The 21,876-nt window shown below is 56.9% G+C and carries 22 protein-coding genes and 1 pseudogene; 11 read left to right on the top strand and 12 right to left on the bottom strand.

Translation table 11 applies throughout. The features are described from left to right. Positions 1 to 24 precede the first annotated feature (24 nt). A complete protein-coding gene (locus V6S97_RS26790) occupies positions 25 to 729 on the top strand; it encodes an ABC transporter ATP-binding protein (RefSeq protein ID WP_334428100.1) in 705 nt (234 codons plus the stop codon). 332 nt (positions 730 to 1,061) lie between these two features. On the opposite strand, the gene V6S97_RS26785 is transcribed toward V6S97_RS26790, so the two are convergent. Continuing rightward, positions 1,062 to 2,087: a LacI family DNA-binding transcriptional regulator gene (locus V6S97_RS26785; protein WP_111796996.1), complete on the bottom strand. Its 1,026-nt coding sequence runs from the start codon at positions 2,085 to 2,087 to the stop codon at positions 1,062 to 1,064. A gap of 164 nt (positions 2,088 to 2,251) precedes the next feature. On the opposite strand from V6S97_RS26785, the gene V6S97_RS26780 reads away from it, so the two are divergent. Continuing rightward, positions 2,252 to 3,199, top strand: a complete 948-nt coding sequence (locus V6S97_RS26780; RefSeq protein ID WP_334428099.1) for a dihydrodipicolinate synthase family protein — start codon at positions 2,252 to 2,254, stop codon at positions 3,197 to 3,199. A 180-nt stretch (positions 3,200 to 3,379) separates the two neighbouring features. Continuing rightward, positions 3,380 to 4,765 (top strand): MFS transporter, encoded by a 1,386-nt coding sequence (locus V6S97_RS26775; protein WP_060726620.1) that lies wholly within the window; start codon positions 3,380 to 3,382, stop codon positions 4,763 to 4,765. A gap of 727 nt (positions 4,766 to 5,492) precedes the next feature. On the opposite strand, the gene gcvA is transcribed toward V6S97_RS26775, so the two are convergent. Further along, positions 5,493 to 6,464, bottom strand: coding sequence for a transcriptional regulator GcvA (gcvA, locus tag V6S97_RS26770; RefSeq protein WP_334428106.1), 972 nt, complete (start codon positions 6,462 to 6,464; stop codon positions 5,493 to 5,495). 127 nt (positions 6,465 to 6,591) lie between these two features. Here gcvA and V6S97_RS26765 point away from each other — a divergent pair, with 127 nt between their 5' ends. Both V6S97_RS26765 and V6S97_RS26760 read left to right on the top strand, forming a co-directional pair. Continuing rightward, positions 6,592 to 6,795 (top strand): DUF1127 domain-containing protein, encoded by a 204-nt coding sequence (locus V6S97_RS26765; protein WP_334428098.1) that lies wholly within the window; start codon positions 6,592 to 6,594, stop codon positions 6,793 to 6,795. Positions 6,796 to 7,204: 409 nt separating this feature from the next. Next, complete coding sequence (locus V6S97_RS26760; RefSeq protein WP_334428097.1) at positions 7,205 to 8,230, top strand: IS1595 family transposase; 1,026 nt, start codon at positions 7,205 to 7,207, stop codon at positions 8,228 to 8,230. Here the strand turns inward: V6S97_RS26760 and V6S97_RS26755 are convergent. Next, positions 8,227 to 8,688: a hypothetical protein gene (locus V6S97_RS26755; RefSeq protein ID WP_334428096.1), complete on the bottom strand. Its 462-nt coding sequence runs from the start codon at positions 8,686 to 8,688 to the stop codon at positions 8,227 to 8,229. The two genes, V6S97_RS26760 and V6S97_RS26755, sit on opposite strands and share 4 nt — an antisense overlap. A 288-nt stretch (positions 8,689 to 8,976) precedes the next feature. Between V6S97_RS26755 and V6S97_RS26750 the strand changes: the two genes are divergently transcribed. Beyond that, positions 8,977 to 9,363: a RidA family protein gene (locus tag V6S97_RS26750; protein ID WP_060726621.1), complete on the top strand. Its 387-nt coding sequence runs from the start codon at positions 8,977 to 8,979 to the stop codon at positions 9,361 to 9,363. A gap of 36 nt (positions 9,364 to 9,399) precedes the next feature. Here V6S97_RS26750 and V6S97_RS26745 read toward each other — a convergent pair whose 3' ends face one another. From V6S97_RS26745 to V6S97_RS26720, 6 genes are all read right to left on the bottom strand, one after another. Beyond that, positions 9,400 to 9,990: an NAD(P)H-dependent oxidoreductase gene (locus tag V6S97_RS26745; RefSeq protein ID WP_060726622.1), complete on the bottom strand. Its 591-nt coding sequence runs from the start codon at positions 9,988 to 9,990 to the stop codon at positions 9,400 to 9,402. Continuing rightward, positions 9,990 to 11,396 carry an FAD-binding oxidoreductase gene (locus V6S97_RS26740; protein WP_183229542.1) on the bottom strand — a complete coding sequence of 469 codons (1,407 nt, stop codon included), beginning with the start codon at positions 11,394 to 11,396 and terminating at the stop codon, positions 9,990 to 9,992. Before V6S97_RS26740 ends, V6S97_RS26745 begins: the two co-directional genes overlap by 1 nt. Before the next feature lie 3 nt (positions 11,397 to 11,399). Then, positions 11,400 to 12,716: a cytosine deaminase gene (locus tag V6S97_RS26735; protein WP_060726624.1), complete on the bottom strand. Its 1,317-nt coding sequence runs from the start codon at positions 12,714 to 12,716 to the stop codon at positions 11,400 to 11,402. Continuing rightward, positions 12,716 to 13,510, bottom strand: a complete 795-nt coding sequence (locus V6S97_RS26730) for an ABC transporter permease (RefSeq protein ID WP_060726625.1) — start codon at positions 13,508 to 13,510, stop codon at positions 12,716 to 12,718. Before V6S97_RS26730 ends, V6S97_RS26735 begins: the two co-directional genes overlap by 1 nt. After that, a complete protein-coding gene (locus V6S97_RS26725) occupies positions 13,507 to 14,310 on the bottom strand; it encodes an ABC transporter ATP-binding protein (RefSeq protein WP_139786297.1) in 804 nt (267 codons plus the stop codon). The genes V6S97_RS26730 and V6S97_RS26725 overlap by 4 nt, the downstream gene beginning before the upstream one ends. A gap of 122 nt (positions 14,311 to 14,432) precedes the next feature. Further along, positions 14,433 to 15,449, bottom strand: coding sequence for an ABC transporter substrate-binding protein (locus tag V6S97_RS26720; protein ID WP_080865175.1), 1,017 nt, complete (start codon positions 15,447 to 15,449; stop codon positions 14,433 to 14,435). 184 nt (positions 15,450 to 15,633) lie between these two features. On the opposite strand from V6S97_RS26720, the gene V6S97_RS26715 reads away from it, so the two are divergent. Next, entirely contained in the window at positions 15,634 to 16,605 is a 972-nt protein-coding gene (locus V6S97_RS26715) for a LysR family transcriptional regulator (protein WP_060726668.1), read from the top strand. Here the strand turns inward: V6S97_RS26715 and V6S97_RS26710 are convergent. Both V6S97_RS26710 and V6S97_RS26705 read right to left on the bottom strand, forming a co-directional pair. Then, a complete protein-coding gene (locus V6S97_RS26710; protein WP_060726628.1) occupies positions 16,593 to 17,390 on the bottom strand; it encodes a creatininase family protein in 798 nt (265 codons plus the stop codon). The genes V6S97_RS26715 and V6S97_RS26710 overlap by 13 nt on opposite strands. 454 nt (positions 17,391 to 17,844) lie before the next feature. After that, entirely contained in the window at positions 17,845 to 18,744 is a 900-nt protein-coding gene (locus V6S97_RS26705; protein ID WP_060726629.1) for a LysR family transcriptional regulator, read from the bottom strand. A gap of 151 nt (positions 18,745 to 18,895) precedes the next feature. Here V6S97_RS26705 and V6S97_RS26700 point away from each other — a divergent pair, with 151 nt between their 5' ends. Both V6S97_RS26700 and V6S97_RS26695 read left to right on the top strand, forming a co-directional pair. Continuing rightward, positions 18,896 to 19,225, top strand: a complete 330-nt coding sequence (locus V6S97_RS26700; RefSeq protein WP_334428093.1) for a nuclear transport factor 2 family protein — start codon at positions 18,896 to 18,898, stop codon at positions 19,223 to 19,225. Then, on the top strand, positions 19,222 to 20,001 hold the full coding sequence (locus V6S97_RS26695) for an SDR family oxidoreductase (RefSeq protein WP_334428092.1): 780 nt from the start codon (positions 19,222 to 19,224) through the stop codon (positions 19,999 to 20,001). Before V6S97_RS26700 ends, V6S97_RS26695 begins: the two co-directional genes overlap by 4 nt. A gap of 50 nt (positions 20,002 to 20,051) precedes the next feature. Here the strand turns inward: V6S97_RS26695 and V6S97_RS26690 are convergent, their stop codons facing one another. Next, a complete protein-coding gene (locus V6S97_RS26690; RefSeq protein ID WP_334428091.1) occupies positions 20,052 to 20,519 on the bottom strand; it encodes a MarR family winged helix-turn-helix transcriptional regulator in 468 nt (155 codons plus the stop codon). A gap of 143 nt (positions 20,520 to 20,662) precedes the next feature. On the opposite strand from V6S97_RS26690, the gene V6S97_RS26685 reads away from it, so the two are divergent. Continuing rightward, complete coding sequence (locus V6S97_RS26685) at positions 20,663 to 21,451, top strand: alpha/beta fold hydrolase (RefSeq protein ID WP_223569134.1); 789 nt, start codon at positions 20,663 to 20,665, stop codon at positions 21,449 to 21,451. Positions 21,452 to 21,670: 219 nt separating this feature from the next. Further along, positions 21,671 to 21,820 (top strand): annotated as a pseudogene (locus tag V6S97_RS26680) (Atu4866 domain-containing protein); the annotation flags it as partial. Between the last annotated feature and the right edge of the window lie 56 nt (positions 21,821 to 21,876).

The following is a 21,876-nucleotide window of genomic DNA, read 5'->3' as shown; positions in this document are numbered from 1 at the left end:
CCTCGTATGGTTGGAAATCCTGTCATGGGCGACAGTCCGATTCTCAGTGTCCGCAACGCAGCCCGCCTCTACCGCAGCGGGGAGACGGTGGTGCGCGCCCTTGACGGCGTCTCTTTCGATATTCATCCGGGTGATGTCGGCGGCATCCTGGGACCCAGCGGTTCCGGCAAGAGTACACTTCTGCTGATTGCCGGCCTTTTGGAGCCGCCCACGACCGGCGAGATCTATATCTTCAGGCTCAACAATATCGATTTCGTTTTTCAGAGGGCCAATCTCATTCCGTTTCTGAAGGTGGTGGAAACCGTGGCGCTCGAGATCGACGATGTGCCAGCGCGAGCGGCGCGCGAGTATGCTTCGCATTTGCTTGGCAGCGTCGATCTTGCGCACCGCGTTGGCAATCTTCCGGCACGGCTGTCGGGAGGCGAACAGCAACGCGTGGCCGTCGCGCGGGCGCTGGCGAATGATCCTGCCCTTTTTCTTGCCGACGAGCCGACGGCAGCGCTCGACAGCGTACGTGGACGACAAGTGATTTTTCTCTTTCGGCAAATCGCCGATACGAGAAGAGCAGGCGTCGCGATTGTCACCCATGATCCGCGTGTGCAGGATCTCTTCGATAGAACGATCGAACTCAGGGACGGACGGATCGTGATAGAAAATGTCACCGCGCCTGTTGCGAGCGGTTTGACTGATACGACCCGCAGCGGGATAAATTTGCGCTCCTCTACGTAGTTAAGGACGTAAATAACAGAAATCGTTCAGTTTTGATTCTGATTCTAGGGGTCGACGGTTCAGATCGTTTCAAGGCGAGAAAGACGCCAGGTATGATTGCCATCATACAGCCTGCCGCACGGAAGGCATGGCGCCTGCAGTAGCGTCATGTCGCCTCTGCGCCAGTCGAAATCAAGGCAAGCCAAGCCAAGCGGTATCCGTCTCGAGCTTTATTTCTTAGTCCGCCTTGACCGGCTGCCAAACCTTTCACTCTTGCAGGCGAACAAATCCTGCGCAATTTAAACTGTAGCCAGCAGCCTTAAAGTATTGGCCTCAAAATGCGTCAGTCCGAGCTAAATGTGGAGCCTTGCCGTCGATTTACGTGGGATCAAAGTTGGGGCTGAAACGAGAATCCGGTTGTCGCGCGGGGCGGTCGTGTAGGTCAGCAAATCGAGAGCATTAGACGCAATCTGATCGAATGGAACGCGGAGCGTCGTGAGCGGGGTCGAGAGGTGGCTGACGATGGGAATGTCATTGTAGCCGACGAGGGAAACATCATCAGGCACGGAAAGCCCCATCTTGTTCAAAGCGGATAGCGCCCCGATGGCTGTATTGTCGTTAACGGCGAAGATTGCCGTCGGCCGGACGCCGAGCGCCATGAGTTTCTCAACCGCTTCAGCACCCGACTGGATGCCGAATGTGGACGGGACGATCAGACCGGTATCGAGGGAAATGGATGCCTCTTCGAGCGCTTGTCGATAGCCTTCGACGCGTCCGGTTGCGCTTGACGCATAGTCCGGACCCGCGATCACGCCGATCCGCTCGTGACCCAGATCAAGCAGGTGCCGCGTCGCGAGATAACCGCCCAGCCGATCATCCCCGACAGCCGATAGACTGTGATGATCGGTTCGAAGCGCAAGCACATAGGGCACACCGCGCTCTTTCAGTTCGTCGGGGAAACTGTCGTCTTTGCGTGCCGTGCAGAGAATAAGCCCGTCAACGCCTCGATTGAGCAGGGATTCTGCCGCCATACGATCCGCCTCTGGATCATCCTCCGTCGTTGCCACGATGGCAAAACGTCCGGTGCGGGCACAGGCTTTAACGATCGCCTCATACAGCATTGCCATGACCGTATCCGTTAAACGCGGAACGATGACACCGATCGTTAGCGTGCTGCCGCGCCGCAGGCTGGCGGCCGAAACATCCCTCACATAGCCCAGTTCCGCGGCGATTTTCCGCACGCGTCTCGCTGTTTCGCTGTCGGACCTGGGTAGCCGCTCGTCCAGAATGCGGGATACGGTCGACTTCGAAACTCCCGCGGCAGCCGCAACGCTGTGAACAGTGACGCGCGGCTGACGCGGGCGCTCTCTTGATTCCATTATCTTTTTTCCATTCCAACTCTGGTGATGGCTGTTCGAACGCCACATTGCACGAAAAATGCCGTTGACTCCAGAGTAATGAAGATCGATAACGGGAACGTTCCCATTAACGATCCCATCTGCTGATCGATTAAGGACAGCAGCTGATAAGGAGGAGAAATCAGATGCAACCCATGGACCTTCGCGGCCTCAGCCCGGCACCCGTCACTGCTTTCACGCGGGATGGCGAGGTCGACTACGCAGCCAATGCCAAAATCGCCAAGTGGCTCGCCTCGATGGAAGGCGTAAAGAGCCTTGTCATACTCGGCCATGCCGGCGAAGGCACGTTCCTGACCGAAGACGAACGCCTCGAACTCATCCGCGTTTACGTCGATGCCGTTGGCGGTGCTCTCCCCATCATTGCCGGTATTACCGGTGAAGGAACCCGCGTGGCTGCTGCGGAGGCCAAGAAGTGCAAGGCTGCCGGCGCCACCGGTGCGCTCGTTTATCCAAACCATGGCTGGCTTCGTTTTGGTTTCCAGAAAGGTGCTCCGCAGGACCGCTACAAGGCGATCTGGGAAGAGTCCGGCCTGCAGGAAATCCTGTTCCAGTATCCTGACGTGACCAAGGCGTCCTATGACCTTGACACGCAGCTGGCAATCGCGACCCAGCCCGGCGTCGTTGCGACGAAGAACGGCGTACGCAACATGAAGCGCTGGTATGTGGAAGTCCCGGAACTGAAGAAGGCCAATCCGAACCTGCAGGTCCTCAGTTGCCATGACGAGTGGCTGCTGCCGACGATGTTTGACGTCGACGGTCTGCTCGTCGGCTATGGTAACATCGCGCCTGAGCTTCTGATCGACCTGATCAAGGCTGGCAAGGCACAGGACTATCCGCAAGCGCGCAAGATCTTCGAACAATTGCTGCCGGTAACCCGTGCGGTCTACCACCGCGGCTCACATATGGAAGGCACTGTCGCTCTCAAACTCGGCCTGGTCCACCGCGGGGTCCTTGATCATGCGACGATCCGCGAACCGTTGAAAAACCTCGGCGAAAAGGCGGAACAGGAAATCTTCGCGGCCTTCGATGCCGCGGGCATTGGCCGGGTCGAGCAGTTGCTGGCCGCCGAGTAACCTTTTGCCGCCCCGCGCGATCGCGTTGGGCGGCAAGCCTCATGACCGGGCGTCGAACGCAAAAGCCGGGTGATGCCGATACAATTTTATCTCTGACAGGAAAACAGAAACACCGTAGCAACGACGACGAAGCACATCCGTAGCCGGGAGAGAGATAGGCGGCGGGTCGAGGAGGAAATCATGAATATCATGCAGCCATTACGGGCTGACGCGACGGCTGTTGCCGATCCGCAGGCCGACATCAGCGCCCGTCTGGAGCGCCTTCCTATCACAAGAGAAGTATTCTGGGCCCGCAATATTGTGGGGGCCGCAACCTTCTTCGATGGTTATACGGTGATTGCCATTGCCTATGCGATGCCGGTTCTCGTCCGGGAATGGGGGCTCAGCCCATCCCAGACGGGCATGATCCTGTCGATGGGATACCTTGGGCAACTCATTGGCGCCATCCTGTTCGGCTGGCTCGCGGAAAAGATCGGTCGGCTGAAAGTCCTGCTGTTCACCATTCTGTTGTTTGTCAGCATGGATGTTGCCTGCCTTTTCGCTGCGGGCGCCGGCATGATGATGGCGTTCCGCTTCGTACAGGGGATAGGCACCGGCGGGGAAGTACCTGTCGCCAGTGCATACATTAACGAGTTGATCGGCTCGAAAGGTCGCGGTCGCTTTTTCCTGCTCTATGAAGTCATGTTCCTGCTCGGCCTCGTTGGCGCCGGTCTGATCGGCTACTTCATGGTTCCAGTCTACGGCTGGAAAGCAATGTTCGTCGTGGGTCTGGTGCCCGCGATCCTGATGATTCCGCTGCGGTGGTTTCTGAAAGAATCCCCGCGCTGGCTGGCGGCAACCGGCCGGTATGATGAGGCCAACGCTATAGTAACACGTATGGAAGAAAGCGCTCGAGCCTCCGGGAAGGAGCTTCCCGAGCCACGGATCATCGCAACGCCTGTCAAGCGTACATCCGACTGGAAGGAACTGTTCCAGGGAATCTATCTGAAACGCACCCTGTCGATCTGGGCGATGTGGTTCTGCGCCTACATGGTGGCGAACGGAACGATCACCTGGCTGCCGACGCTCTATCGCCAGACCTTCAATCTGCCGCTCGAGACAAGCATTCTGTATGGCTTCATGACATCCGCGGCAGGCGTGGTCGCTGCCGTCATTTGCGCACTGCTGATCGATAAGGTCGGTCGCAAGCGTTGGTATGCGGGGGCCCTGCTTCTGGCTCCTGTACCGCTCGTAATTCTGGCTTGGCTTGGTGCGACTTCGCCCATGCAGGTGCTGATTCTGGCAGGTCTTGCCTATGCCATAGTCCAGACCGTGACGTTCTCACTGTATCTCTATTCGGCAGAGATCTACCCGACCCGTATGCGCGCAATTGGCACGGGCGCCGGCAGCGCCTGGTTGCGTCTCGGTTCCTCCGCCGGCCCGATGCTTGTGGGCGTCGTAATGTCATCCTTCGGGATACAATATGTGTTTGCGACCTTCGCCGTGATCTTGGTTGTCGGTGCGATCGTCACGATGCTGTTTGCAGTTGAAACCAGGGGTAAAGTTCTCGAAGAGCTGTCGCCGTAAATCTTCGGAGATCTGATTGAACGTAGTTGACCGCCCTTTGGCCTGGAGGGCGGTTACAGCCTATCACTGCAATGTGGCGCTGTATCATATGCTTCGTGCGGCCTGAAAAGCTGCCGGACCCGATTGGACAGCACCATTTGATGTGCATCAGGATGTGGTCGCTCGCCTTGATCAATTCGAGATCAGCTGGTTGCCCATCGGGATTGAAGGATCTGTCGGCGTGCGTGGCGCGTTTCGCCATCCGCTGCACTTCTTTTCATCATGTGTTCCGAATGGTGTCCTCTGTCCTGGGACCAAGGACAGAAAAGCACGCCAAGCACCTGTTGCCAAAGCCTTGACGCAAACACGCGGGTTTATCCAGTCTGCAGTAGTCTGGCCGCGTCACGAAAGAGATTCAAAAACAGAGTCTTACTGAACGTTGCGCAACCTCAGATGCTGATAGCAAGAAATACAGCAGCTCGCATCAAAGCTTCGATCCCCTTCAAGGCGGCATTAGGTAGCAAAGACCCCCAAAAGCGCTTTACTCCTCTGAATCAAAACGGAATTTCAGGCCAGCATTCCCGTGAATGCCGCTGACGTTGATTGGGTTAGTGACAGCGTTGCTACGGAGCCTACATCGGCGGAACGGCAATGCGATTGCGGAGAGTGACGCTTTTCAGAGTAGAGCGTGTGAATACTTCGGACATGCTGCCTCTGGTTGGGTAATTCGATGCTCGGCTTGGGCTGTCTAAGCCTCCCTGGTCCCGCGCCCCTTTTCATCGGATGCAGGTGTTCGCGATTCCTGACCCGGCATCTGTTCTGCCTCGTCAAGAATCCATTCGCGAAAGGCGACGACACGGGGATCGGAAGCCGTTTCCTGCGGATACACGAGGAAATAGGCGAGTTCGGACGGGATCGGGATGCCAAGATCGAAAAGCCGGACAAGCCTACCCTCGGCCAGATCGTTTGCGACAGTGGTCAGGTCCACAAGTGCCACAGCATCCCCGCTGATCGCGGCTTGAAGCATTTCCGATGAGGTGGCGAGCGCAACCGTACGACTGTCGTCGAAGGCGTCGATACCGGCAGCCGCCATCCACGTCGACCAGTTCGGCCACGCGACACCCTGTCGCTCCCATTCGATATGAACCAAGGTGTGATCAAACAAATCAGTCGGCGTTCGAATGGGCCTCTCGGACGCGAGTAGCCGAGGACTGCATACGGGCACGACAACGTCATCAAACAATCGATCAGCGCAAAGGCCGGGATAGTTTCCCGTGCCAAAGCGAATGCCGATATCGATGTCGTCCAGCTCGAAGTCGCGCACCTCGGGGGAGATATCAAAGCGCAGGTCGATTTCCGGCCAAGCGCCACGGAAGCGTTTCAGCCGCTGCATCAGCCATTTGACGGCAAAGTCCGGATCGACGGTGATTTTCAGGTGGCGGGAGCCGCGCTCGCTCCTGCGGGCCTGCGCGACGGCACGCTTCATGAGTTCGAGCGCGTCACCGGATGCGCGGCAAAGGATCAATCCAGCCTCCGTCATGCGGATCGAGCGATTGGTGCGCTTGAAAAGCGACAGGCCGAGCTGGTCCTCGATTTCCTTGATCTGGTAGCTGACCGCCGCCGGGGTCAGGCCAAGTTCGTCGGCCGCTCGACTGAAGTTCAGGTGTCGCCCCGCGGCATCAAGCGCTCTTAGCGCCCGCATTCCAGGAATTATGCTCATTTTTGCTTCAAAGAAAGTTTGAAATTCTGAACAAGAATACTCGTTTCCCTGCTCGCATTCAATATGCGAGTATGTCAATTATACGAGAAATATCAGGTCACCGCGATAACGGCAGGGAATATGCCGCATGAACTCGACCAAAATTACCCTCAATTTTTTTAATTCAAAAATGCACGATCTGGTGCGTCGATTCAACGATGAAACGCGCCGGCGGCGGACACTGCATTACCTCAAGCGACACCTGCGTCGTCTTACTGAGCAACGTCTACGGGACATAGGCGTCAACCCGGAGAACATTCCTCATCTGACGAAATGTGAATTCGAGTTTTGAAATCAGGCCCCAATGGGCTTCTGGAAAGAAAGCCCCGACATCTGGGCATTCATTTCCACATGCCTGCAATGGGCCGAAAGCAATCGCGGGTCGCACGGATATCCAGCAAAAGGCTTTCGATCTCTCGCCAAAATTAACCATTTAGACCTCCTTCGGTCGACCTCGACGCGAAGTCCAGATAAGAACCTGGATCATGTTCAGGATGATACAAATACAGCTCTGATCTCCCGCGGCCTTTTCGTCCGCCGATCTGCTGTGCCTGCCGCCGACCTCTGGAGTCTGAACATGACCCTCATCGCCACCGCCGCCATTGCCCATCGCTCCCACGCTGAGGTGTTGACCGTCAGTGTCTTGGTTGGGGGCTTGGAAATACGTCCGGCCTTCCTCCGGATGGCGGAGGGGTTGAGCCGTGGCGAACCCCGACGACACGCCCAAGGGCCAGCATTTCTTGCTGTCGCCAGAATGCCGAACGCTGACGGTGCTCGATCTCGCCAAGATGCGGGATACGACTGCCTATAACTGGTTTAAGCGCCTGCGCTGGCACCAGACGGAGGGCAAGCCTTACTGCCCCAAGTGCGGAATGTTGCGCTGCCACACGATGAGCCGTAACCGCTTCAAGTGTGCCGAGAAGACATGCAAGGCCGTGTTCAGCGTCACCTCGGGCACGGTCTTTCATGCGCGGAAGCTGAGCTTCAAGAAGATGCTCATCGCCATCTGGTTCTCGGCGAACTCGGTGAAAGGCAAGGCTGCGCTCCAGCTCTCGCGCGAGATCGGCGTCCAATACAAGACCGCCTGGGTCCTCCTCATGAAGCTGCGAGAGGCCATCGCATGGCGCAGGGAGGAGATGGTACTCGATGGCGAGGTCGAGATTGACGGCAAGTACGCTGGCGGCCACATCCGTCCTGAAAACAAGGCCGAGGATCGCATCGATCGTCGCCTCAAGAAATACCAGAACATGAAGCGGCTGTGCGCTCTTGCGATCCGCCAACGCGGACTGGGAGGGCAGACGTTCACCCGTATCATCCGAAACGAGGACGGCGATGCCGCCTGGGCGGCCGTCCGAGATCACGTGTCTCGGGAGGCAACGGTATTCTCGGACGAGCACGGCAGCTATAACGACCTGGCTGGTCTGAACAAGCTGGAGCGCGCCAACCACTCAAAGGCCTATCAGACGGACGATGGCACGAACACCAACCAGGTCGAGAGTTTCTTCTCACGCGTTCAGCGTGCCTATGTCGGCATCCATCATCGTTTTTCGTTGAAATACTTCGACTGGTATGTGGCCGAGCTCGCGTGGCGTGAGGATTGTCGCCAGGTGAGCAACCGCGGCCATACGTCCCAGGTGCTTGGCAAGGCACTGTGTCGCCCGACGTCACGCTATCTATGCGGATACTGGCAGGGCAACAAGCCGCCGGACCTGATCTGGGAAGGCTAAGCGGCGACCTCCCATAGAACCTTCCGACCGTCGAACTGACCCGACTGCCGCACACGTCCTGCAGTCGTCAGTTGGGTCAGGACCGCCGACAAGCGGTGTGCGATGTCTGAGAGGTTGGCTGGCTCGCTCGCGATGCCGAGCTTGGCTGCAAACTTCGCGGCGCAGTCGGTCACCGAAATCGGTTCCCCTGCCTCGCGCAGGACCTCCAAGACGGCTTGGCGTTTGTTTACGCCGCTCATCGCCGCTTTCACCTCGGACGATGACCGATTGGCCTTCTGAGAGCGTTTCCCCTGTTCAGGCCCCGTCAGCGCAGATGCCTGGTAGTCGGGCTCGTAGCTTAGGATGACGCGGTCCAGCGCTCTTATCAGTTCTTGAATGTCGCCCCGTTCCCTCTCAAGCTGCTGCAGCCTGTCAGTAAAGGCGGCTCGTTTCTGCTTCAACTCGTACGCTACATTCATTCGGGGCTCCGTTTTCACCGGAGCCAAGGTAGCCGCAACACCATTTCAGGTCTGGTGGCTTTTGCTACCTAATGCCGCTTCAAGGCGTGCACCTTAAATTACCTCGTCGGTCGCTATGATGTTGCCAAGACGATCCGCCATGCATAGTTGTTTTTCGCAAGCGATCGACCACAGTTCGATAGCAAACTCGACCAATTGAGTATTATAGCTTTCCGTCGGGCCGACGTGGATTGAAGTATGGGATAAGCCGAGCTAGCTTCGTCTCACCATCATCAAAAGAAGTGCAACATGAAGCGTGTTTTCAATCCTCCCTGCGTGCGCCAACCATTCGGCGCTTATAATCACGGATTGCTGGTGGAGCCCGGTGCGAGTCTGCTCGTCACATCTGGGCAACTGGGGATTGGCCCGGACGAAAGGGTCCCACCAGACGTCTCGTCACAAGCGGAACTGTGCTTCAAGGCGATTGGCGCCATTTTGGAGGAAGCGGGCATGACATATGCGGATGTTATACGCATCTCCGGTTTCGTTACCAAGCGCGAAGACTTTCCAGCCTATATGGCTGTTCGTGATCGTTTCACCCTTGATCCTAAGCCGGTTTCGACCTTGCTTGTGGTTGGCGGCTTCACTCGCGAGGAATTCCTGGTTGAGGTAGAGGTTACCGCCGCCAAGGTTTAAGGGATGTTCAAAAGGTCATAATTTTTAACGCATTTTCTAGAGACGCTGCATTTCCGCACGAACTTGTGCCAGAAATCTGGTGCGGGTCTGAACAGTGCAGTTATTCATGTCATAATGCGCGAGATAGGTGACGCCCCTTGCCGGTCTGGCGACCGCGCGCAGCACGCGCGTCGCCATCTTGCGAGGCGGGTCGCCAGCAAGCAAAGCACGCCAGCGATTTCCCCCATAGGTCGTCACCACAACGATTTTCTTGATGTTGGTCAGCTTGCGGGTGAGTTTACCCCGGTCGCCTTCATCCATATCGAAGGTGACACCCGGCAGCCAGACGCGATCAAAATAGCCTTTAAGAATAGCTGGCCATCCGAAGTTCCAGACGGGTGTCACAATCACCAGCGCATCGGCGGCGCGCAACCGTTCGACATATGAGCGCACCGGCTCGATATTCGTTGGCACGATGTGGTAACCAAGGCGCTCATCGCGTGTCAGCACAGGATCAAAGTTTTCCGCGTAAAGATCACAATCGTCCACCTGATGTCCCGCCTTGCGCAGGGTGTGAAGGGCCTCGACATGCAAGGCCGAGCCGAAGCTTGATTCAACCGGGTGAGAGTGGAGGAGCAAAATCTTCATCAACCACCCGCTTCTGCCAAACCGGGGAAGAGATAGTTCTTACCGCTTTTGAAGTCGAAGTCGGGATTTTCCCAAGCGATCATCTTGCCAGGATTGAGCAGGCCGTTAGGATCGGTCTCCTTTTTAAAGGCGAGCTGAACCGTGTCCGTCTGCTTCATCCCACCTTCTTCCAGCGTGTAGCGGTGTGGATTGAAAATCGGGCAGCCGTTGTCCTGATGGATCTTTATTATCTCCTCCAGCCGTTCCTCCGTGGTGAAGCGCACGAGCGGTAGGCCGGAGCATTGGATGCGACCGTCGAACTTGAGGAACTCAAGGTGCCCCGGAACTTCATCGCCGAAAATTTCGGTCATCTTTTGAACTTTGGCGACGTGATCGGGACCCGGATATTGCACCTGAAGATAAGTGAAGCTCGGGTCAACCTTCAGGGCGCGCAGCGTTGTGTGGTTCCAAGCGAGTTCATAGGCATGAGGGATGCCTTTCATGCTTTCAACCTTGTCGGAGCGGAACAGGATTTCGCCGCGTTGCCGTTCGGTGAAAGCGGCAAAGGCATCCATGGATTGGGGTGCGACCATGAACACGCAGATCGACTGGCCCCGATCGCGAATGAACGGTTTGTGTCGCGGAAAATAATCATAGGGGATGGGTGCCGCAATCGGCGCAATTTCCTTTACCAGAATACCGTTTTTATGGGCAACCGCATCGCCAAGCCGGACCGCGTCCATGTAGTCGTCGTAGCCGACGAGAACGTCCACCCAGTCATAGGCCGGGGCCAACGGCATCTCCACTTCGACGATAATCCCGTTTGTGCCATAGGCATGGGTCACTTTTTGGAGGTCCCAGGCTGTAAGATCAAGCACCCGGGGTTCGGCTTCCATGGTGACGACGCGCAAGCGAAGGATGTTACCCAGGTCACGCAACCCACCCCAATGGATGGACCCGACACCGCCGGAACCTCCAGCGATAAAGCCGCCGATCGTTGCCGATTGGGCAGTGGACGGGTGGAAGCGCAGTTCCTGATTGGAATGCGCTCTTGTCTGGCGATCCAGCTCAGCGATGACAATGCCAGGTTCTGCGATGACGCGGCCGCGATGGATTTCCTTGACCGCATTCATATTGATGAGATTGAGGACGATACCACCTGAAAGCGGCATGGCCTGGCCGTAATTGCCGGTACCGGCGCCGCGCGGCGTCACGGGTACGGAATGGGCGTAGGCAACCTTCAGCGTCTGGATGATCTCCTCTACCGATTTCGGTGAAACGATCAGGTCGGCGGTTACATTGTCGAGCTGCCGTTTCAGAACGGGGGAATACCAGTAAAAATCCCGACTTTTCTGGCGTACGAGGGCAGGATTGTCTTCCGTTGCAATGCCTTCAAGTTCTTTCTTGATCTGCGCATAGTCGGCCATATGTCACTCTTTCATAAGAATGGGATCTAGGTCTCGGTAGTCCGGTAGGCGGCTGTCGATGCCCTTGCCATTGCGCATCACGATGCGGTCTCCCTGCGGACGGGATAGAAATTCGCTCCAACGGCGAGCCGTAAACAGGACCAGATCGGCGGGAAGGCCAGCACCGATGCGGCCAACATCCCGTCGACCCAGGATGTCGGCAGGTGTCGTGGTCACGACGCGCGCAACGCCATCGATCGGATGGTCGAGATGGAGAATGCGCACCGCTTCTCGCAGCACCTCGACGCAGTCGAGGTCGCCATAGGCATAGAATGGATCGCGAGTGTTATCGGAAGCGACGGCAATGGCCACACCGGCGCTTGAGAGTTCTTTGAACAAGGTTGCGCCACGCCAGCGCGGGGTGCGGCCCGCATGGCGGTCCTGAAGATACATATTGCACATGGGCAATGACACGACCGAGATGTTCGCCTTGGCGACCTTGTCGATGACACGCTTTACCGTGTCATCATCTTGACGCGCCAGCGAGCAGCAATGACCGACGACGACGGAACCCTCAAAGCCGAGACGAAGTTTAGCGTCGGCAATGGCCTCCAGCGTCAGGACCTCGCGATCCTCTGTCTCATCGACATGCAGATCGATATCGAGGCCATTATCGGCAGCACTGCGAAACAGGATGTCGAGGATTTTATCCAAATCCGGCAGGAGGCGCGTCGCGCCGCCCAGCAGACCACCGTATTTTCTGGTGGTGGCGACGACGCCGTCGAAAACCGGTTTGTCGAGCACGCTCTCCAGTGGCAACAAGGCGACTGCCTGCAGGGCGATGCGATCTTTCCACTCCTGTTGAACCTCAGCAAACAGGGGAAAGGAGATATCCGTCTGCGGGGGAATGCTGTCCAGATGCGTTCGGATCAACTTCGTGCCATGCGCGTAAGCTGCCTTCAGTGAAAACTCCATGCGCGCACGAATATCGTCATGCGACCAGTGAACCACGCGGTCGGCGCGCACATTGTCGAGGGCGCCCATGAACGTACCATCGGGGTTCGGCCTGCGATCCCATACATGTCCTTTGTCCAAATGGGTGTGCATATCGATAAAACACGGGAAGACCATGCCGTCGCGAAGGTCGGCCTGCGGCATGTCAGAGGGGGTATCGCCCGCCGGTAAAACTACCTCGATCTTGCCGTCGGCAATCACGATGTCTGCGCAAACAAGGCCATCCTTCGCCTGACCTTGAAACCCTTCGACCGTCACGGAAGGTAATGTGGCATTCCTGAGAGCAAAACGATCCGCTTGCGGCAGCGCCATAAATCCATTTGTCATCAATTTTCTCTCTTCAGGCTGCTCTCGTGCCACCGGTGCAGGAAAAACCAGGAAATAAAAGAGGTTATGCAGAAGATGACGACGCCGAGCAGCGATAACAGCACCAGTGCAGCGAACAGTCTTGGAATGTTCAGCCGATATTGCGCCTCCAGAAGGCGGAACGCGAGGCCCGACCCGGCGCCTGCCGAACCCGCTGCAAATTCGGCGACGACAGCTGCGATCAGCGCAAGGCCGCCGCCAATTCGCAGACCGGTCATGAAGTAGGGCTGCGCTGATGGCAGTTTGAGGTGGATCAACGTTTGCCAGCGTGAGGCGCCGTAGAGGTCGAACAGGTTCAATAGATTATGATCAACACTTTTCAGACCCTGCGCCATGTTCGACAGGATCGGAAAGAACGCGACGAGAAAGGCGCAGATCAGCAGAGCGATCTGGGTCGTCGGCGTGTAAATGAGGATCAGGGGTGCGATGGCCACGATGGGTGTGACCTGAAGAATGACCGTGATCGGATAAAGCGCGATCTCGATCCATTTCGACTGCACGAGAATGATCGCAATTCCCACGCCGCCGATCAGTGCCAGTGCCAGCGCCTGAAGAGTAATCTTGGTAGTCACCAGCAAGGCGGGGGACAAAGTTCCCCAGTCGTTATAAAGCGATTTTCCCACAGCAATCGGGCCGGGCAGAATGTATTGCGGAATTGCAGAGGCGCTGATGATGGCTTGCCATATCAGGATCATCGCGATTACCACGGCGATGGGTATTGTGAGGCGTAAAGCCATGTCGCGGTTGATAATCATGAGTGTCCTCCACCGTCCATAGCTTCGATCAGCATGTTGGACACCTTTTCGCAAGCCTGCCGATACTCTTCCGAGGTGCGATAATGGGCGTCTCGTTCCAGACTTGTGACGAGTGGAAAGTCCGCATGAACGCGGCCCGGTCTTGGCCGCATGATTACGATCCGATTGGACAGGTAAGCGCTTTCAAAAACCGAATGGGTAACGAAGACGACGGCTATGCCGGTCTGCTTCCACAGGCGCAGCACGTCGTCATTCAGCTTTTGCCGGGTGATCTCATCAAGCGCGGCGAATGGCTCGTCCATCAGCAACAATTTTGGTTTCGTGACGAGCGCGCGCGCGATCGAAGTACGCATCTTCATGCCGCCGGACAATTCGCGTGGGTAAGCATCTGCAAAATCGCTCAGCCCAACGGTTTCAAGCGCTTTGGCTACGTCGTCCTTGGCAGCATTTTTGGAAATGCCTTTCAGCTTCAATGGCAGATGGACGTTGCCGAACACCGTCTGCCAGGGCATCAGTGTAGGTTCCTGGAAGACGAAAGAGATGTCGCCATCCGGCAGGCCTTTGGAATTGATGCGCGAACTCGGCCAATCGATCCTGCCTGATGTGGCACTTCCGAGACCTGCGATGATCCGCAAGGCCGTAGACTTTCCACAGCCGGAAGGTCCAAGCAGGCTGACGAACTCGCCATTCTCAATGGTCATTGACACGCCTGACAGCGCCAGCGTTCCGTTCGAAAATTGTTTTGATACGTCCTGCATGCTGACCAGCGGCCGCTTGCGGCCTTCTTTACTGGCTGGCATTTTCGAAACTGGCGGTAATGTCATTGCATGGCCTTGGCGAACAGGTGCGTCTCGAATTACGGAAAAACGGGATGACCACGGCTCACCCAAATGGGTGAAGCACGTGATCCAATGGCTTCATGTCATTTCTTGAGAGCCATCCCAACGCCCTTGCACACGAACTTCGTCGTATAGGCCTGCTTGTAGTCGAGGTTGGCCGGTTCGACGCCAATCGCCACCATCTGATCAAAGAACGCCTTGTATCGTTCATCCGTCATGCAGCCGATACCCTTCGTCGCTGCTTCGCCGGACTCGAGGATGCCGTATTCTTTCATCTTTGCGATAGAGTATGCGATCTGGCCGTCCGTCATCTCCGGATTGTCTTTCTTGATTAGATCATTGGCGGCCTTGTTGTCACCATAGAGGTAGTTGTACCAGCCCTCCAGCGTGGCATCGACAAAGCGCTGGACCATGTCGGGTTTTTCATCGACCGTCTTTTGCATCGCAGTGATCATTGTCGAATAAGGTGCATATCCCGAGTCGGCGAGCAGAAAGACCTTGGGCTTCCAACCCGTCTGCTTTTCGATTTCATAGGGCTCCGATGTCAGGTAACCCTGCTGCGCGGATTGCTTGTCGGCAATAAACGGCGCGGGATTGAAGGTGTAGGGCTTGTACTGCTCTTCTTTGAACCCTGGGTAATTTTTCTTCATCCACTCGAAATAGGTGGCAAACCCTTCCTTGCCCATGAATACAGTGGTGAGCTTGCTCATATCTCCGAACGTCTCCACGCCAGTATCGGGATGGGCCATCAGGACTTGTGGGTCCTTCTGGAAGAGGGAGGCGACACTAACGACGGGAATGCCTTCCTTTCGTGCATCCATATCCCCCAATTGGCCGCTCATGTAGAAATCGACCTTTCCGGCGAACAGCAGAGCGCGATTGGCGGCGTTGGGGCCACCTTGCACAATCGTCACCTTGAGACCATGCCGCTCATAGGTGCCATCGGCAACCGCCTGGTAGAAGCCGCCATGTTCAGCCTGCGCCAGCCAATTGGTACCGTAGCTGACTTCGTCAAGCGCCGATGCCGGTTGTGCGTATAAAATTGCAGTACCCAGGCCCAATGCGACCAGACAGCTCTTTGTATCTGTGAATCTGAACATTTCGATCCGTTCCCCTGTTAACCGGCATTGTAGGCGTGCCAGCTCTCTTTCTTTCATTTGAGCGGTTGCCATGATCTTTGAAAAGCATCAAAATTCGTGCACATTGATGCCTTTACGGCATCGCTCGCCAATTGGGCCGCTGAAAATGGCAGCGCGCCTTAAAATTGAGCAAAGGACGGTCGACGTGCTCCATTCGAGAAAACTGCGTTACATTGATGAGATCGCCAGATGCGGGTCGATCCGCAAGGCCGCTGCCAGATTGAACGTCGCGTCATCCGCCATAAACCGGCAAATTCTGGCGTTGGAGGAGGAGTTGGGTGCGCCCATCTTCGAACGCATGCCGCGAGGATTGAGGCTAACGGCAGCGGGAGAATTGTGCATCGAGCATATCCGCGAAGTGCTCAAAACCTATGAGCGGATGGAAGCACGCATTCGCGGGCTCAAGACACCGCAAGCTGGCAAGGTCTCGATGGTTGCGACGGTTGGACTTTCGGCTGGGCCGCTTCCGGAGATCATCGCGAGTTTTATCGCGCAACATCCGCGGGTGCACGTCCATCTGCGTAATGACGGCCCGTCGACCACGATTTCGCCGGTGTTAGCTGGTGAAGTAGATATCGGCCTCGGCTTCAACATTCCTGCTACGCCCGGTATTCGCACGCTCGCCAATTTCGATATACCGATTGGAGTCGTTATGCCGCCAGGGCACCGCCTTGCAGGAGAAGGCCCGATCGATCTTGCCGATGTCGCCCAGGAGCCTTTAGTTCTTGCACAATCGGGCACGAGTCTTCGTAACGTCATCAATCTCGCATTCGCCCCGCTTTCCGTCGCTGTCCAGCCCGTCGTGGAAAGCAACGCGTCCGATATGCTCAAGCGGCTGGTCAAGCTCGGAAGTGGGCTGACGCTGCTTAATCCGCTCGATGTTCAGGCAGAGTGCCAGCGCGGGGAACTTGTTTTTCGGCCATTGGCCGGCTCCCATTCCCGGCATCAACCGATGAAACTCTTCGCACGCTCTCGCACTTCGCTCGACACGGTTACAAGTCTTTTTGTAGAGTTTATATTGTCGCGACTGGTAGAACTTGTGGCGGAACTTGAAGCCAGGGGGCACGTGCCGCCACAGCGCCAACCGGACAAAGCCGAGGGCAGTCACTTCACATAGAGGTTGTCCAGCGGATAGTCGGAAAGGTCGCGCAACAATTCGATGAAGCCTGTGACCTGATGGCGGCAGATGGCCGCGCCCTTGGCTGCGGTGCCTGCTGCCGCATTTCCGACTACGCCGTGCGGATTGAGATCATGGGCAATCCATGCCAGGGAATGGGGCGGTAGTGGCTGCAGCAGCCGCGACTGTTCTTTCATCCATTCGGCCTTCGACGTGAAATTCTGGGAGTGTTCCATCCGCACGAGATCAGGTCGAAAATGAAGCATCAAGGATGTCTCGACATCTCCACCGTGAATGCCAAATTTCTGCTCGTGCTCAGAGATCATGCCTTCGGGATTGCCGAAGCGGCCCCACTGAGTGCTAACGACCGCCATGCGATGTTTAACACGCAACTCACGCGCAACAATGCTCATGATATCGACATTGCCACCATGGGAATTGACGATCACCATCTTGCGAACACCCGCCTCAGCAACTTTCGTACCAATCGCCGTCCAGGTCTGAATGAGGATTTCTGGGCCTAGAGACAGCGTACCGGGACCATAGACATGCTCGTTGGCCTTGCCGATTTCCTGCGTCGGCAAGACAAGGAAATCGATATCATCCGGTCGTAGAACCTTCAGTTCCGCCAACATGCCGTTGGCGATTGCAACATCGGTGGCCACTGGCAGATGAGGGCCGTGTTGCTCGGTCGAGGCGATTGGCAAGACCGCGATCGTTCGGTCTTCGGACAAGCTCGCAAAATCGAGCGTATTCAGTTCATTCCAGTAAAACGGCTTTGCCATTCTCGTCCCTGCTTTCGTCTTTACCGACACAGGCGTAAGAGATGAACGGAGGCTCGAAAAGCATTAATTTCAGTCTGCCCTGATGCCTTTTTGTGTGCGCAGATACTCTGACCTGTCGGAAATTTAGATGTTTCGGTTTTCGACCAGCGTGATAAAAGTAGTTTCGCGTATTTTTCTTGGCACCTCGCTCCTATAGCCACGCATCTTTCAGCTTGGATAGTCGGGCCTCGTCTCTCTCCACGGGAGCCCAGCAACAAACACTGACGTCTCAATCTCGGTCTGGCAGTGGGCGGGTTAGCCGCTCACTACGTGCTTGCACGCGACCTGAGGTGCTTTTTTATGTCGCATGGAATGCTCATTTGCCTGCAGATAATGTACAGGCCATCAGGAGCTGTTCAGGAATTCAGGCCGGGTGGCAGCAAACGACGCCATATCGACGACGCGATCTGCCGAGCTAGCAGCCCTTTGCGAATTCGCGAGCAGCTTGGATGAACGAGGTGAAGGCAGCCGGCGGGTTTTTTCTGCCCGGATAATACAGCGCCAGCGGTGCCAACGCGGGCGTCCAGTCCTCCAGAACCCGGATCAGCCGCCCGGCTGCAATATCTTCACGCACGTCCGCCTCCATAACGTATCCCAGACCTACGCCGTTCTGCGCCGCGATCCTGACCAAACTCGACTCATCAAGGGTGATCGAGCCCTGCACATCGATTTGGACGGCTTTCCCATCCCTCTCGAATTTCCATCGGAACAGCGCGTTATTTGGAAGACGGGCGCGGATGCATCGAAACCGGTAGAGGTCGGCCGGAACAGCAGGCCTTCCATGCGTCTGCAGGAATTCCGGCGATGCGACGACCGCATTGCTGCGCGTCAAGCCCAGAGGCACGGCGATCATATCGGCCGGGACGAGATCAGCTGGCCTGAGGCCAAGGTCGAAGCCGGCCGCGACGATATCGACGATCCGTCCCTCGGTGACCAGGTCGATATGGACCTGGGGATAGCGCTGTATGAACGAAAGGATGAGCGGCTCCATCACCTCGCGGGCTGCCGTGGCAAAGGCGTTGATGCGTAGCGTGCCGGTCGGGACCTCCTGAAGGGATTGAGCGGCCAGCATGGCATCGTGGATGTCCGTTACCGCCGGACCGACCCGTTCGACGAAGGTCTTTCCCGCATCGGTGAGCGAGACGCTCCGTGTCGTCCGGTTGAACAGGCGGATGCCGAGACGCTGTTCGAGCTTGGCGATGGCATTGCTCAAGGCCGTTGTGGAAATGCCGAGATCGAGCGCGGCCGCCCGGAACGATCCGAGGCGGGCGATACTAAGAACGGCATCAAGGTCAGCAAGAACGGATCTGGTCACGGTGTCACGTCATTGTCCCTCTTTTCGCAATGCCACATCCTTGTTTGTCCGGATTATCCTGTCAATGATGATGATCTACCTTTCACTCAGTCGATCTCAGACGGAGGTCGAACGGTCGCCAATGAGGCCGCGAGAAGGAATGGAGAAGCGAATGACGATCAAACTACCGAAGGCCATCGAAGCCTATTTCGAGGCAGACCGGACAGGCAGTCCGGATACGATTGCTGCCACCTTCACCGAGAACGGCATCGTGAAGGACAAGGGCAAGACGCACCGCGGACGCGACGCCATCCGTGAATGGATGGCTGATGAGGCCCAGCAGTACAGCTACACGGTCGAGCCTTTTCTGATCACGGTCGAGAACGGCAAGACCCAGGTCACTGCGCACACTGCGGGCGACTTCCCGGGTAGCCCGATTGACTTGCGTTTTATCTTCACCCTTGCGGGCGACAAGGTTGCTGAACTGGAGATCACCGTATGAGCGCGTTTCTTAATTTGGAGGGCCGTCGTACTCTCGTCACTGGCGGCACCTCGGGTGCTGGCGCAGCAACCGTGGCACTGTTCAAGGAGTTTGGCGCACGCGTGCTTGCGACCGCTCGCAAGAAGCCGGCAGACTTCTCCGGCGCGGCGTTCGTCGAAGCCGACCTGACCACCGTCGATGGTGTGCAGACAGTCGTCGACGCTGTTCACCGGGAGTTTGGCGGGCTCGATATCCTCGTGAACGTGCTAGGCGGCTCTTCGGCACCTTCCGGCGGCTTTGCGGCATTGACCGAAGAGGAATGGGAGAAGGAATTCAACCTCAACTTCTTCCCGGCTGTCCGACTAGATCGTGCTCTCATCCCCGGCATGATCGCGCAGGGAAGTGGGGTCGTCATTCATGTGACGTCGATCCAGCGGGTTCTTCCGCTGCACCAGGCGACTACCGGCTATGCATCAGCCAAGGGCGCGCTCAACACCTACAGCAAGAGCCTTTCCAAGGAGGTTTCTCCCAAGGGCGTGCGGGTGATGAGGGTTTCTCCCGGCTGGATCGCGGATTCGGGCTCCAACGGTCTCGCACTACGGATCGCGGAGGAAGCCGGCATCAGCTATGACGACGCTGTGCAGATGATCATGAACTCGCTGGGCGGCATACCGCTCGGACGACCGGCCAGGCCTGGGGAGGTCGCTGACCTGATCGCCTTCCTGGCCTCGGACCGGGCGTCGTCGATTACGGGAACCGAGCATGTGATCGACGGCGGCACTGTCCCGACCGCGTAAGGGGATGCAGTGTTCTGGACGGTGGTCTCGCTGAAGTAGACCATTGCGGATCAGGCGGGTGGTTTCCACCCGCCGATCTGCGAATAGATCGCGTCGCGCAGATACCGTACGTCTTGGTTCAAGGCAGCGAGTTGCGGGGGCGTTTGGGTCGAGGCTGCAAGCAAAGTGTCGCTGAGGCATCCCGCCTTGTGCTGTAAGGTGCGACCCTGGTCTGTCAATGCTACCAGAACTTGACGTTCGTTGCTCAGATTGCGGGTCCGGCACACAAGCCCGGCGGCTTCGAGACGCTTCAAAAGAGGCGTCAAGGTGCTGGAGTCCAGAGCAAGCTGGTCGGCGATCGACACGACCGTCTGATCGTCTTGCGCCCAAAGGACGTTCAAGACGAGATATTGCGGGTATGTCAACCCAAGCTCGTCGAGGAGCGGCTTGTAGGCGCGCTGGATTGCAATGCCCGCTGTATAAACAGCGTAGCACAGCTGGTCGCGCAGGGGCGGGGGATCATTGTGGCGTTGGGACATTTCGAACTCCTATGAGGATCTTTATAAATTAACTTATCGCAAAAACCAATATCGCGATAAGAAAAATGTTGACGAGCATCGGCAAATATGAAAGCTTAATGTTATCGCGATAATTGTTATTGCGAAAATAAAAGGAGCACGCCATGACAAGCAAAATATCCATTACCGCGATCGCAGCTGCAGCCTCCCTGTCCGCCGCCTTGCAGGCAATCGCTGCTGACGCGCTGCCACAGGACCAAACCGTCAGAAACGTCGTTCTGGTTCATGGTGCATTTGCGGACGGGTCCGGCTGGAAGGGTGTTTACGACAACCTGACGAAGCGCGGCTATCGCGTTACCATCGTGCAAAACCCCCTGACGTCGCTTGCAGACGATGTTGCCACCACGAGACGCGCGCTTGAGCGGCAAGTTGGTCCTGTCATCCTCGTCGGACATTCCTGGGGCGGAACCGTAATCACGGAAGCCGGCATCGATCCCAAGGTTGCGGGCCTCGTCTATGTCTCGGCACTTTCTCCCGATGCTGGCGAGACGACCGCTCAGCAATACGAGGGATTTGCGCCCGCGTCCGAGTTCGTTATCGAGATCACGAAGGATGGTTTCGGCTATGTCAGCCCGGAAAAGTTCAAGGCTGGCTTTGCGCACGACGTCAGTGATGCGGATGTGGCATTCATGCGGGATGCCCAAGTTCCGATCAACATGTCGGCGTTCGGTACGAAGCTCGAACATGCAGCCTGGCGCACCAAGCCCAGTTGGGCTGTCATCGCAACCGAAGACAAGGCTTTCGACCAGGCCATGTTGATCCATATGGCTGAGCGGATCAACGCCAGGATCACCAAGGTGTCGGCAAGCCATGCCCTGTTTATGACGCAGCCGGCGGTCATTGCCGATACCATCGATCAGGCAGCAAAGGCCGTCTCTGCCAAAACGAAATGAGCCAATAAGGAGCCTTGGCAGGAAACATTCGGTCCTGCCAAGGTGTTTTACGGGCTGGACCCGAGGCCCTTTGAAGCTGCTTACCGAAGTGCCCAGGCTGCCTTGCAGCGGGTCGAGAGCGGCCGTTCCAAGCGCCAAGGCAAGGTTCGAGCGCTACGAACAGCTGAGCGCCAACAATGCGGTTAGTCAGCAAGAACTAGACACTGCCCGAACGCAGTTGAGCGAGCCTATGAAGGCCGGTACGAAGTCGAAGGCACGCGTATCGAGTACTGGGACGACACCGGCTTTACCGCCGACGGCGACTTCGTTGATGCCAACACTTTGCATCATGGGGGCATGATCTTGCGTCGCAAGCCAGCGGCATCGTGACCCACCGGGTAAGCCTCCCGAACGCGACAGTGCAGAGGGGCAGATGCCATTCATCG

Source organism: Agrobacterium sp. CCNWLW155 (assembly GCF_036888815.1).
In the GTDB taxonomy this organism is placed as follows: domain Bacteria; phylum Pseudomonadota; class Alphaproteobacteria; order Rhizobiales; family Rhizobiaceae; genus Agrobacterium; species Agrobacterium radiobacter.
The sequence above is the reverse complement of the archived record's forward strand: the minus strand, read 5'-3'. Positions and strand labels throughout refer to the sequence as shown.